This is a genomic window from Pedobacter sp. MC2016-14 (assembly GCF_020991475.1).
In the GTDB taxonomy this organism is placed as follows: Bacteria; Bacteroidota; Bacteroidia; order Sphingobacteriales; family Sphingobacteriaceae; genus Pedobacter.
In genome coordinates, this window is the sequence record NZ_JAJMPA010000002.1 from 602,847 (window position 1) to 615,679 (window position 12,833).

At 41.6% G+C, this 12,833-nt stretch carries 7 protein-coding genes; all 7 read left to right on the forward strand.

Annotated features, from left to right (window positions below; genetic code table 11):
* Positions 1 to 5: 5 nt before the first annotated feature.
* The 7 genes from LPB86_RS14770 to LPB86_RS14800 all read left to right on the forward strand — a co-directional run bounded on the left by LPB86_RS14770 (position 6) and on the right by LPB86_RS14800 (position 12,831).
* Entirely contained in the window at positions 6 to 2,552 is a 2,547-nt protein-coding gene (locus tag LPB86_RS14770; RefSeq protein WP_230645270.1) for a hypothetical protein, read from the forward strand.
* Between the two features lie 233 nt (positions 2,553 to 2,785).
* Positions 2,786 to 3,865, forward strand: a complete 1,080-nt coding sequence (locus LPB86_RS14775; RefSeq protein ID WP_230645272.1) for an RICIN domain-containing protein — start codon at positions 2,786 to 2,788, stop codon at positions 3,863 to 3,865.
* Between the two features lie 114 nt (positions 3,866 to 3,979).
* Positions 3,980 to 6,445 carry a beta-galactosidase GalB gene (gene galB, locus LPB86_RS14780; protein WP_230645274.1) on the forward strand — a complete coding sequence of 822 codons (2,466 nt, stop codon included), beginning with the start codon at positions 3,980 to 3,982 and terminating at the stop codon, positions 6,443 to 6,445.
* 95 nt (positions 6,446 to 6,540) lie between these two features.
* Positions 6,541 to 8,520 carry an alpha-L-arabinofuranosidase C-terminal domain-containing protein gene (locus tag LPB86_RS14785; protein WP_230645276.1) on the forward strand — a complete coding sequence of 660 codons (1,980 nt, stop codon included), beginning with the start codon at positions 6,541 to 6,543 and terminating at the stop codon, positions 8,518 to 8,520.
* 20 nt (positions 8,521 to 8,540) lie between these two features.
* Positions 8,541 to 10,463: a family 43 glycosylhydrolase gene (locus tag LPB86_RS14790; protein WP_230645278.1), complete on the forward strand. Its 1,923-nt coding sequence runs from the start codon at positions 8,541 to 8,543 to the stop codon at positions 10,461 to 10,463.
* On the forward strand, positions 10,463 to 11,584 hold the full coding sequence (locus LPB86_RS14795; protein ID WP_230645280.1) for a glycoside hydrolase family 88 protein: 1,122 nt from the start codon (positions 10,463 to 10,465) through the stop codon (positions 11,582 to 11,584). Before LPB86_RS14790 ends, LPB86_RS14795 begins: the two co-directional genes overlap by 1 nt.
* A complete protein-coding gene (locus LPB86_RS14800; RefSeq protein ID WP_230645282.1) occupies positions 11,581 to 12,831 on the forward strand; it encodes a DUF2264 domain-containing protein in 1,251 nt (416 codons plus the stop codon). Before LPB86_RS14795 ends, LPB86_RS14800 begins: the two co-directional genes overlap by 4 nt.
* Positions 12,832 to 12,833: the final 2 nt, after the last annotated feature.

The window sequence follows — 12,833 nt, forward strand, 5'->3', positions numbered from 1 at the left end:
AGGAGATGAAGAACATAGCCTGTGCACTATTGATTTTTATGCTGGTGCATGGGGCAGTTTATGCGCAAGAGTCTGCTTTAAAACAAAACCTCAGGCAAGTTATTGCCACAATAAATAACCGTAATGACAGTTCGGCAATTGAGAAATTGTATTTGCAAACGGATAAACCTTCTTATTTATTAGGGGATACGTTATGGTTTAAGGCTTATTTATTTGATGCTACCACCTTAAATTACGCTGCTAAAAGTGGTATGATGTATGTCGAAATTGCCAATGACAGCAACGTACTAATTAAACGAATCATGATGCCTGTATATAGTGGCTTGATGTTCGGAAACATCGCCATCGATCAAGATCTGCCCCAGGGAGATTATGTGTTAAGGGCTTATACCAGCTGGATGCTGAATTTCGGGCTGCAGACCATATTTACCAGGCGCATTTATATTGGTAGTATCGCAGATCAGGGCGAACCTAAATTAAAGATCCCTTTGATATCGAACCGTCCTGAGCAGATAGATCTGCAATTTATGGCAGAAGGAGGGAGTTTTATTGTGGCAATTGAATCTCACATGGCTTTTAAGGCGCTAAATGAGGATGGAAAGGCTGCACAGGTTAGTGGTAGAATATTCGATAGTAAAGGCAGGGAGGTCACAAGGTTTCATTCCAATTCTTTAGGTATTGGAGCAGTTAACTTTCGTCCGGAAGGCAACGAGTTCTATTCGGCAAGGATGGATCTACCTGATGGTTCTTTTAAAACTTACCCACTACCCTTAGTTAAAACTTCAGGAATGACCCTTCAGGTAAATAATCCTTTCGAAAGTGACTCTTGTGAGGTGGTAATTAGTGGTACGCCGGATTATATATTGGGTCGTTCGTATTATTTAATCGGACTTTGCCGGGGGAGGGCATATTATAGCGCTTCTTTTGGCCTCAAAGGCGGTAGTATAAAACGAAAGATTGACAAAAAATTATTTCCATCTGGAATAGCGCATTTCGTTTTGATGACTTCGGATAAAAAGGTGCTTAATGAAAGGATCATTTATGTTGATCACAATGATCATTTAAGTATTCGACTGACCGCAAATAAGCTGTTTTATGGACAAAGAGACAGCGTTTTAATAGATCTAATGGTGGCAGACAAAGAAGGGAAACCCCTGCAAGGTAACTTTTCTCTGGCCGTTACGGATGACGGACAGGTGAAAACAGACAGTCTTAAAGGTAGTACAATCGGTATTGAAGTTTTGCTAACATCTAATCTAAAAGGAGAGGTAGAATCTCCTGGTTATTATGTTGGCGCCTCTAAAAATGTAGAGAAATGGAAAAATCTGGATTTATTACTTTTAAGCCAGGGATGGATTAGTTACGGCTATGAAGAGGCCTTTAAGCCTGCTAAAGTATTAAAATACAGTGCAGAACCTGAATTTGTTGTTAAAGGGAGGATCCTTAATCTTTTTAATAAACCTGTTGCAAATTTAGGCGTATCCTTGTTTTCAAAAAAGCCCATGTTAATACTAGACACGGTTACCAACGCTGCTGGTGTCTTTAATTTTAAAGGGATTTTTCCAGTAGACACCGCCCGGTTTTTCGTTCAGGCCAGAAATAAGAAAGGCAAAAATAATGTTAATGTAGCTATTGAAATGGATGAGTTTAAACCTCCCGTTTTTACAGCTATGATGTCGCCGTCTACACGGTGGCACCTAAACATAGATACAGCCAGTTTAATGCTTGCCCGCCATCGGATAAGTCTGCAAAAGGAATATGATCGTGTCACAGGCAAAACAAACATGCTTAATGAGGTGGTAATTAGTCAGAAAAAAATTGTCAAAGGTTCCGAAAACCTGAACGGAGCAGGTAATGCAGATCAAGTTATTAATCAACTGGAATTAGACAAAGCAGGTAAAATGAACCTGGAGGAATTGATGACCAAATATATCAAAGGCTTTATGAAGAGGCCGGACATGGTAAAGCGGGCAGATAAAAGTGGGACAGATCATGCGGTAGGTGCTTTAAACTATTTTGTGAATGAGAAGCAGGTTGCACTGGTTGTAGATGGTATGGATATAGAATTCTGGCGGCCAGAAGGCGTTACTCCAGGCGATAATATTAAAAATTATTTACAATACTTTGATGCAGAAGACATAATAGGGATAGAGGTGATGACCACTGGGAAATACCAGGTGAGCTACAGTTTTAGATTTAATGGGGGGAGTGTTACACCATGGAATTATGCATTTATTGAAGTCACCACACGTACAGGTAAAGGACCACTAATAAAGAAAAAAATGGGTACCTATTTGTATAAACCAATGCCTTTTTCTCTGCCTAAATTGTTTTATGCACCTAAATATCATTCAGCCAGTAAGGCCGATGGTTCGGATATCCGCTCTACTATATTTTGGGAACCAAACATTGTTACAGATAAAGATGGAAAAGCACAGTTGAGTTTCTATACTGCCGATAATCCTGGGGCTTATACACTTATAATTGAAGGTGCAGATATGCAGGGCAGGCTTGGCAGCCAGCAAGGAAAACTGATGGTTAAAAAACAGTAGAAATGGAGTAGTCTAATTTATTGTATTTGTAAGTAGACCGCTGTCAGCAAGGTTAATTATAGTGATATTGATAGAATTGGTTGGTTGTCAGCATATTAACTGGTTAATATGTAGTTCGTTTTAGTTAATTTTCGGTCTGTTAGATGATGGTAATATTCTAAATTTGATTTGTGTTAGCTAACCAAATAAGCTTATTAAAGCTGTATGTATCCATAACTTAATTAACCAATCTTATGAAAAAAAAATCAACAATCTCAAACTTCTTAAGTTTGATGCTCCTTGTCGTCCTGGGATTAACAAGTTGCAAAAAGCAATCAAACGATGTCAATGAAGAAATTCCAGCGGCGCCCTTGAAAAATCCACTTAAGGTAGCAAGTATTCCAGCTACAGAAACCTTGCAAACAGTAGGTAATGGCACTTTCCTGATTGTAAACCGAAAGAGCGGGATGCCATTGAATGTGGCATCGGCCTCAACAGCGAATGGTGCGAATGTTGTTCAATATGGCGCCGGAGGAGGCACCAATGAAAGATGGACATTAACCCAGCTTTCAGGTGGGTATTATTCTATCGTTGGCGTACCAAGTGGACTTTCGCTTGCCGTTGCAGGTGCCAGTACCGCCAACAATGCAGACATTAACATTTACACTTCCTCAACCGGTAATGAACAGCAGTGGCAATTCACGAGCATTGGAAACGGCTACTATAGGATCATAAACCGAAACAGCGGTAAAGATATAGATGTAGTTGGGCAATCGGTAGAGCCGGGGGCTGCGATCAACCAGTACGATTATTGGGGTGGGGAAAACCAACAATGGGGCTTGTTGCCTGTTAGCTATAGTGGCCAGTTAACCTGGACACTTACCAGTACCGGAGTTCCCGCAGATGTACTTACCAGAATTACCAATGCAATGAACGACGCCTGTGCACGCTACAATGCGGGAGCGAACTGGCCGGCCCGTACACTCACCGTTCAGTACAACACTGGCGTTGCAACAGCAGATGGAAGCACCAATGGAAACATTCGTTTCGGACCTACGGCAAGTTATCAGGGTGTACGTACGGCTATGCATGAGATAGCGCATACCTATGGCGTTGGCCTGTCAGCAGGTTTTACAGCAAATCTCTCCTCATCAGACTTTGTAGGGGCCAACGCTGTAAACATGGTGAAGAGTTTTGACGGGGCAGCCGGAGCAATTCACACAGGCGGCGGTCATATTTGGCCCTATGGTTTAAATTATGATAATGAATGGTCCTCAACCAATGCTTACAGGCATGTTAAAATTATCTGGGCCATGCGCGCTGACGGTATGTAAATGAATCTTAAAATCCGCGTATAAGCGGATAATATTTGGGCAATATCTGTTTGAGGACTGCTTATATTTACATGCTAAACATAAACAAACTACTCAAGCTTATATTGCTCATTTATGATAAAGAAGAACTGCTTACTCATTTCCTTTTCCATCCTCATTCTTTTCATTCTCCCTTCACCAATATCCTTTGCGCAAACGCGTACTGAATACTTACTTAGTAAAAACTGGAAATTTAGTAAAGGTGATTTTAAAAATGCCCCTGAACCCACATTTCCTGATCAGCAATGGGAAACCGTAAGTATTCCCCATGACTGGGCTATAAAAGGCCCATTTAACGGGCAGAATGATTTGCAAAAAGTTCAGATTGTACAAAATGGTGAAAAAGAAGCCAGTGTAAAATCTGGCCGTACAGGCGGCTTGCCTTTTGTAGGCATAGGCTGGTACCGCAATAAATTTACCGCTCCTGCTTTTGGAAAAAATAAAAGGGCTGTATTGCTTTTTGACGGTGCCATGAGTAATCCTTATGTGTACGTAAATGGTAAGGAGGCTGGACATTGGGCTTACGGCTACAATTCATTTTCTATTGATATTACCAATTATCTTATTGAAGGAAAGGAAAATACATTGGCGGTGCGCCTGGAAAATAAAGCGCAATCTTCCAGGTGGTATACTGGCGCAGGATTATACAGAAATGTACATTTAATCATTACAGAAGATGTCAACGTTCCGGTTTGGGGCACTTACCTTACCACTCCAGAAGTGAATGCAGACTTTGCTAAAGTGAAAATTAAAACCAAGGTAGAGAGCCTAAGGACTAACACTAGCGGACTGCGCTTACAGACCACCATTGTAGATGCAAAAGGACAGCTGATTGCTGAAAGTTCTTCTGATCTTTTGGCTACAGACCATATGGAATTTGAACAAAATCTTGTAGTTAAAAACCCGGTACTATGGTCGCCGGAAAGCCCTGTACTGTACAAAGCCATTTCAAAAGTGTACCATCAGGGCAAGTTGAAAGATGAATATTCTACCAGTTTTGGAATCCGCAGCATAAAATTTGAAGCTGGTAAAGGCTTTTCTTTAAATGGGGTTTACAGAAAATTTAAAGGGGTTTGTAACCATCATGATCTTGGACCGCTTGGTGCTGCAATTAACGTATCTGCTTTACGCAGACAGTTAACATTGCTTAAAGATATGGGTTGCGATGCCATACGGACCTCTCATAATATGCCTGCGCCAGAACTTGTCAAACTTTGTGATGAAATGGGTTTTATGATGATGGTAGAGTCATTTGACGAATGGAAAGCCAGAAAAGTAGCGAATGGCTACAGCCATTTGTTTGACGAATGGGCAGAAAAAGATTTGGTGAATATGATTCACCGTGACAGGAATAATCCTTCAGTAGTGATGTGGAGCATAGGAAACGAGGTTCCCGACCAAAGCACTAAAAACGGAAATAAGATCGCTAAATTTTTGCAGGACATCTGCCATCGGGAAGATCCTACCAGACCTGTTACGGCAGGGATGGATCGAATTAATGATGCAATAAACAATAACTTCGCCTCCATTCTTGATGTTCCCGGCTTTAATTATAAGCCCATGCTGTACGACAATGCCAATAGTAAATTGCCACAAGGATTTATTTTGGGTACGGAAACGGCCTCAACGGTAAGTTCCAGAGGGGTATATAAGTTTCCAGTGGCTTTTGCTAAAATGAAAATGTACGATGACAATCAAAGTTCTTCCTATGATGTAGAATTTTGTAACTGGTCTCAAATCCCGGATGATGAATTTGTTAAACAGGATGACCTTGGTTTTGTGATTGGCGAATTTGTTTGGACTGGCTTTGATTACCTCGGCGAACCTACGCCATATGATGCTAAATGGCCATCGCATAGCTCGTACTTTGGTATTATTGACCTTGCCGGCATCCCGAAAGATCGGTTTTACCTTTATCGCAGCAATTGGAACAAGGAAAAACCTACACTACATGTGCTGCCACATTGGACTTTCCCCGGCAGGGAAGGTCAGGTTACCCCAGTGTTTTGTTATACCAGTTACCCTTCTGCAGAATTGTTTGTAAATGGAAAAAGCATGGGGAGACAGGTAAAGAACAACAGTGCCAATATGAACAGGTACCGCCTGATGTGGAATGATGTGGTTTATCAGCCTGGGCTTATTAAAGTTGTGGCTTACGATGAAAATGGCAAAGCAGTAGCAGAGGAAACTGTGAAAACTGCCGGCAAGCCACATCACCTTGTGTTAAGGTCTGATCGTAATTCACTTTCTGCCGATGGCAATGATCTTGCCTATGTGACGGTTAAAATTGTAGATGCAGAAGGGAACCTTTGTCCCGATGCCGACAATATATTGAATTTTTCAGTGAGCGGTGAGGGTTCTTACAAGGTAGTCGCAAACGGAGATGCAACCAGCCTTGAACTTTTTCACCTGCCATACATGAAAGCCTTTAAAGGGATGTTGGTTACTACTTTGCAGTCTTCAGAAAAAGCCGGGACAATTACCTTAAAAGTATCTGGAAAAGGATTAAAAACTGCTGTCTTTAGCCTCAAATCAGAATAAACATGCAGGTATTTGGGTAAAATGTTGCCTGTTTTAGGTAGAATTACGTTTTGTATACTCTCATTTTCTTGTTAAAATTGGTTTCAAAGATGAACATGAATTATAAGATAAACTTTGCTATACTCATCTCCACCTTATGCGGTATAACAGCTTCTGCACAAATAAAGGATGCCATCATGGTGGATGTTGCCAGGTCTGAAAGTAAAGTCTCGCCTACCATGTGGGGCATTTTCTTTGAAGATATCAATATGGGTGCTGACGGGGGCTTATATGCCGAGATGGTAAAAAACCGTTCTTTTGAGTTTTTAAAGCCTTTAATGGGGTGGAATATAAAGGGTAAGAAGGTTAAAGAAGGAGATGTATTGGTGCTCAACAGGCAGGAAGCCAATGTAGCCAATCCAAGGTACCTGAGGGTAAATGTTAAAGCTGCGTTGAAAGGAGATGTTGGCCTTAGTAATGCCGGCTTTAAAGGAGGAATGGGCGTAAAGAAAGGCTTGAGATATGATTTTTCTGTACGCTGCCGTCAGCAGGGGGCAAATGTTACCTTACACATTGAATTGCTGGATGAAAAAGACCAGTTGCTTGGTGGCGGAATACTAAAACCTTCCGGCACTTCAGGACAATGGGGAAAGCAGGAGATTAGTTTTACTGCAAATGAAGGCTCTGGTAATGCTAAATTGAACATTTGGATGGAAGGTACCGGCGTGCTTGACCTGGATATGATCTCTCTTTTTCCTGGTGATACCTGGAAAGGGCGAAAGGCAGGTATGCGTGCAGATATGGTTCAGCTATTGGCGGATATGAAGCCTGGTTTTATACGCTTTCCCGGTGGTTGTATCGTAGAGGGCATTGATTTGGCCAATCGCTACCAGTGGAAAAAAACGGTGGGACCTATCGAAGAGCGTCAGCTGATCATGAACCGCTGGAACACAGAGTTTGCACACCGCCCTGCACCAGATTATTTTCAAACTTTCGGACTTGGTTTTTTTGAATATTTTCAGCTGGCAGAGGACATTGGTGCTGAGCCCTTGCCCATTCTAAACTGTGGTATGGCCTGCCAGTTTAATACCGCTGAAGTTGTCCCTTTAGATCAGCTTGATCCTTATGTGGAAGATGCGCTGGATCTTATTGAATTTGCAAATGGAGACATCAGCTCCAAATGGGGAAAGTTAAGGACAGAAATGGGGCATCCAGCACCTTTCAATTTAAAATATTTAGGGGTAGGTAATGAAAACTGGGGACCTCAATATGTAGAACGGGCAAAGGTTTTTCAGGCGGCCATCAAGGCTAAGTATCCTAATATCAACCTGATTTTTAGCTCCGGCACAGATCCCGATTCTGAACGTTTTAGGTATTTGGATGCCTCACTGCGTGAAATGAAAGCTGATGTGATTGACGAACATTATTACCGCGCTCCTGAATGGTTCCTTAAAAATGCAGAACGGTATGATCAATACGACAGAAATGGCCCTAAAGTTTTTGCCGGAGAATACGCGGCACATGTTGATGGAAAAATTATCGGGAGTAACCGTAACATCTGGGAGGCGGCAATTGCCGAAGCCGCATTTATGACTGGCTTGGAGCGAAATGCTGCCGTGGTTAATATGGCCTCTTATGCCCCTTTATTTGCAAATACAGAAGGTTGGCAATGGGCACCTGATTTAATTTGGATGGATAACCTGAAGATCTATGGCACACCAAATTACCTGGTACAGAAATTATTTTCTACAAACAAAGGGACACATACAGTTTCTGCATTAATCAATAACAAGGTGATTTCTGGTGCAGATCATTTATATGTGTCTTCAGTAATTGACCGTGTAAAAAAAGAACTTATTGTTAAGATGGTAAATACAGATGGATCCGTTAAAACCAAAGAGATCGCTTTTGAAGGGGTAAAGCTGGCGGGCTCGGGTAGTTTAACGGTAATTAAGGGCGAATTGTCTGATAGGAATACTATAGACAAGCCCTTTTTTATTCTTCCTAAAGAAGAAAAGCTGAAAATAAAAGGCAAGGGCACCACCATCCTGTTACCCGCCAACTCAGTTGTGATGCTTAAAATTGCTTACCATTAATTATAAAGGTGAAATCACTTATGAATATAAAACTAACTAAACACATTATTATTAAGGCCTTTCATCTATGTGCCGGAGCATTTGTACTCCTGCTTTCCGGGAATGGCGCAATGGCGCAAAAGATTAAACCAACGGCCTATCTTTTCACCTATTTTACGGGTAATACGGGTACAGAAGAATCTATACGTTTTGCGATAAGTAAGGATGGATATACCTATAAGGCTTTAAATCACAATCAGCCGGTTATCAGTTCTGCCGCCATCAGTTCAACCGGTGGAGTACGTGACCCAAATATTTTGCGTGGGGCAGACGGCAAGACATTTTATATGGTAGTTACAGATATGGTAGCGGCAAAAGGTTGGAGTTCTAACAGGGCAATGGTCCTTTTGAAATCCAAGGATTTAATAAACTGGACCTCCAGTATTGTCAACATCCAAAAGCGTTTTCCTGGAAATGAAAATCTGCTTCGGGTATGGGCACCACAGACCATTTATGATCAAAGTGTAGGGAAGTATATGATTTACTGGTCCATGAAACACGGAGACGATCCGGATAAAATCTATTATGCCTACGCAAATAAAGATTTTACAGATTTGGAGAACGCTCCTAAACAATTGTTTTTTAGTCCTACCAATGGTGCATGTATTGATGGTGATATCATACTGGATAAAGGTAAATATCACTTGTTTTTTAAAACCGAAGGGGCAGGGGCAGGGATTAAAGTAGCGATCTCCGATCAATTGACAGAAGGTTATGTGCTGCGGGATGGTTATGTTCAGCAAACTAAAGATCCTGTAGAAGGCGCTGGTGTATTTAAACTGAACAATGGAGAAGGTTACGTTTTAATGTACGATGTGTATACTAAGGGCCGTTACCAGTTTACCAAAACCAAAGATTTAAAGCAGTTTACTGTAATAGATCATGAGGTAAAGATGGATTTTCATCCGAGACATGGTACGGTACTGCCCATTACTGCTAAAGAAACCAGGGCGCTGCTTGGTAAATGGAATACTGATCCGGATGCGAACCCGGTTTTGGATGGTTATTATGCAGATCCGGAAATCTTGTATTCGCATAAGACCGGAAAATATTACCTGTACCCAACCAGCGATGGTTTTACGGGTTGGAGCGGTACTTATTTTAAAGCTTTTTCTTCAAATGACCTGACAAACTGGAAAGATGAAGGCGTAATCCTCGACTTACCAAAAGATGTAAGTTGGGCAAAGAAAAATGCCTGGGCACCTACAGCAATAGAGAAAAAGATCAATGGTGCATATCAGTACTTTTACTATTTTACTGCCGCACAAAAAATTGGCGTTGCCGTTGCTGACCACCCTGCCGGACCATTTACGGACATCGGTAAACCGCTGATTGCCGGAAGACCGAAAGGAATTAAGGGCGGTGGACAAGAAATAGATCCAGATGTATTTACTGATCCAAAAACCGGTAAAAGTTATTTGTACTGGGGAAATGGCTATATGGCTGCTGCGGCCTTAAATGCGGATATGGTTTCTATTGATACCACGTCTATTGTAAATATTAAACCTGATGGTACTTTTAGAGAGGGCACGGAAGTCTTTTTTAGAAACGGTAAATATTACTTTCTATGGTCAGAAAATGACACCAGGGACGAAAATTACAGGGTAAGGTATGGAACAGCTGACTCTCCTCTGGGTAAAATCAAGGTCCCTGAAGACAATATTATTCTTGCAAAAGATCCCGCTAAAGGCATTTATGCTACCGGGCATAATTCAGTGATCCAGGTTCCGGGAAAAGACGAATGGTATATTGTTTACCATCGTTTTACACGACCAGCGGGCATAACCATGGGAAATGCTGCCGGCTACTACAGGGAAGTGTGTATAGATAAACTGGAGTTCAATATTGACGGAAGTATAAAAAAGGTAGTACCCACACTTAAAGGTGTAAAAATCGTAAAATAATGGCTGGAAAAATATGGGTTTCGCTTTTATTATGGCTCGGTTTGGGTGCCTCGGCGCAAAGTATTCCGGATAAAGCCTTTGTATGGTCGGCAATCAATAAGGCGAATGCTTATTGGCAATTGAACAATAAACCTGAATTGTGGGCTTTCTGGGACGTTGCGGCATATCATACTGGTAATATGGAGGCTTTTGCTGTTACCGGAGATCAAAGTTACCTCGCATATTCAGAGCAATGGGCCAGTTACAATAAATGGATGGGTGCCAGATCTAAAAATAAGCAGGAATGGAAATATAAGTATGGAGAGAAACAGGATTATGTGTTGTTTGGCGATTGGCAGATCTGTTTTCAGACTTACATTGATCTTTACAATATAAAGCCCGAAGCCTATAAAATTGAAAGGGCAAAAGAGGTAATGGAATATCAAATGAGTACGCCTGGAAGCGACTACTGGTGGTGGGCGGACGGACTTTATATGGTGATGCCGGTAATGACTAAAATGTATAAGCTTACCGGAAATAAACTATACCTGGACAAACTTCATGAGTACTTTAGCTATGCAAATAGCATCATGTACGATCAGAAGACGGGTTTATATTATCGGGACGCAAAATATGTATATCCTAAGCATAAAAGTATCAATGGGAAGAAAGATTTTTGGGCCAGGGGTGATGGCTGGGTATTTGCCGGTCTGGCAAAAGTATTGATGGATTTACCTGCCGATGATCCTCATCGTGACGTGTATTTGTCTAAATTTAAAGGACTGGCAAAGTCTATTGTGAAAAGTCAGCAGTCTGAAGGCTATTGGACACGCAGCATGCTGGATAAAGATCATGCGCCTGGACCGGAAACCAGCGGCACCGCATTTTTTACCTATGGTTTATTTTGGGGTATTAACAATGGGATCTTAAAAGAAAAAGACTATTTGCCTGCGGCATTAAAAGGCTGGAAATACTTATCTGAAGTAGCGCTTCAAAGCGATGGCCGTATAGGGTATGTGCAACCAATAGGAGAGAAAGCCATTCCAGGACAGGTGGTGGATGAAAAATCTACCGCAGGTTTTGGTGTAGGTGCATTTTTACTTGCTGCTTGTGAACTTTACAGATTTCTAAATTATAAATGATGAACGTAAATAGAATTATAGTTGTACTATCCTTATTGCTCCTGTTAGGGGAAACCTCATCTGCGCAAAAAAAGGGTACGGGAAGAAAAGAAAAATCGCTAACAGACAGGGTATTCTGGTTGCGTCAAATGGATAAAATGGTGAAGCCGGTGCTTTACAATCTGGCTAAAGATAGCCTGCGCATTGTGATGCCTAAAGTAACCTCCATCCATATAGATAACAAAGAGCATCGAATTAAAGTGCAGTATGTGGAGGTATTGGGCAGGGTACTTAGTGGTGTGGCACCCTGGCTTCAGCTGGAAGGCGGAGCTGCAGAAGAAGTAGCGCTGCGGAACCAATACCGTAAATGGGCAATTGAAGGTTTAAAAAATGCACTGGATTCCAATGCTAAAGACTTTATGAACTTTGATATTGGCGGGCAACAGTTGGTAGATGCTTCATATGTGGCGCTTGCATTTATACGTGCGCCCTGGCTGTGGGAACATTTGGGTAAAAGAAACCAGGAGCTTTTAGTGAAGTCCATTATCACTACCAGAAGATTTAAACCTGTCTTTTCCAATTGGCTCTTGTTTTCTGCTGTGAATGAAGCTTTCTTAGCCAAATTCGGTAAGGATTGGGATCCTATGCGTGTAGATTATGCTTTGCAGCAAATGGAACAATGGTACGTTGGAGATGGCATGTATAATGATGGAAATTCCTTTGCTTACGACTATTACAATAGTTATGTCATACATCCCTATCTGGCCACACTAGCAGATATCATTGGCAAAAGCACAACTGCTTACAATGCCATGTTTAAGAAAATAAAAAGTAGAAATGAGCGATATGCCGTTATCCAGGAAAGGCTAATCAATACAGATGGCACTTATCCTGCTACCGGCCGCTCCATAGTTTATCGCGGAGCCGCGTTTCATCACCTGGCAGATATGGCATGGAGAAAAGCCTTGCCTAAACAATTGAGTCCGGAGCAGGTGAGGTGTGCGTTGACGGCTGTGATTAAAAAAACACTGGAAAGTCCAACAACCTATAAAAACGGCTGGCTGACTATCGGTTTATATGGCGATCAACCCACGCTCGGTGATTTTTACAACAATCAGGGGAGCCCTTACATCTGTACCAATATCTTCTTGCCTTTAGGATTGCCTGAGACTGATCCCTTTTGGGCCAATGCTGCCGTTAAATGGTCTGCGCAAAAAATATGGACTGGTGAAGATTTTCAAAACGACCATAGTGAGGCTTTAAAATAAAA